Below are 1,135 nucleotides of genomic sequence, written 5' to 3'. Positions count from 1 at the left end.
AGTAAGAAACTCGTAAACTCCTGAATCAACACAAGCGTGTCTAGTGAAAACAGAGTATTCTTAGGACAAATGAATTCAAAACCTACCCAATGAGTATTCAACCTAATTCACGTCAGTTAATTTCTTGCGAAGAATGTGGCCTTGTCGTCCGCATTCCGGAGATCGAGCAAGGGCAAAAAGCTCAATGCCCTCGATGTTCGCATTCACTTACAAAAATTAACGCCAAGCCTTATCAAAGCGTGATTGCGGTATCGTCTGCGTGTTTGATCATGCTGGTGCTCAGTATCTCTTTCCCATTCATGTCATTCAGCGTGCAAGGGTTGTCGCAAGAGATCACTCTGCTTCACGCAGCCAAAATGCTGGCTGAATTTCAAAACGCCCTTCTTGGTGCGCTTCTGCTCGCGACGGTCGTCGTTTTGCCTGCTATCTATGTGGGTTTGATCCTTTTTCTGCACCTTGAGGCGTTAAAAGTTCGCAACCATCCGCCGTCTAAAAAGCAGCAGCGTATGGCCAAAATACTTTGCCGAATTCTGTTTCGAGTTGAACCGTGGTTAATGGTCGATGTGTTTTTAATGGGCGTATTGGTGAGCTTAATTAAAATTGCGTCTCTGGCCGACATCGGTATGGGCAGCTCGTTTTGGGCGTTTTGTGTATACACGATATTGGTGGTGAAATGCATTTCAATGGTCGATAAAAGCTGGCTGTGGGGGCACTTTATTCCGGCAATCGAGTTACCAAGCGTCAAAGAAGGTGACACTCACCACAACCACAATCACATTGGTTGCCACACTTGCCACCAACTCAATCCCATCGAGGATAAAAAACATCAGCGCTGTATTCGCTGTTACAGTCGACTTCACGAATACAACCCGAGCGAGAACCTACAAAAAGCGTGGGCATTGTTGTTTGCCTCGGTGATTTTTTATATCCCAGCAAACCTCTACCCTATGATGTACACCGTCAGTCTTGGGCACTCAGAAGGTTCAACCATTATGGAAGGCGTCATCTTGCTGTGGCATTTAGGCTCCTACCCTATCGCCATGGTGATTTTCTTCGCGAGTGTGTTTATCCCGATGGCGAAAATGTTGGCGTTGGCGTGGTTGTATTACAATGCGCAAAAGGCTCAATACCTTCC

At 46.3% G+C, this 1,135-nt stretch carries 1 protein-coding gene; it reads left to right on the top strand.

What is annotated here, in order from left to right; all coding sequences use genetic code 11:
- Window positions 1-89 precede the first annotated feature (89 nt).
- On the top strand, window positions 90-1,135 hold a 1,046-nt coding region (locus R7M72_RS25415), incomplete at its 3' end, for a paraquat-inducible protein A (protein WP_318056499.1).

Source organism: Vibrio sp. YT-18 (assembly GCF_033337345.1).
GTDB classification, from domain to species: Bacteria; Pseudomonadota; Gammaproteobacteria; order Enterobacterales; family Vibrionaceae; genus Vibrio; species Vibrio alginolyticus.
The sequence above is the reverse complement of the archived record's forward strand: the minus strand, read 5'-3'. Positions and strand labels throughout refer to the sequence as shown.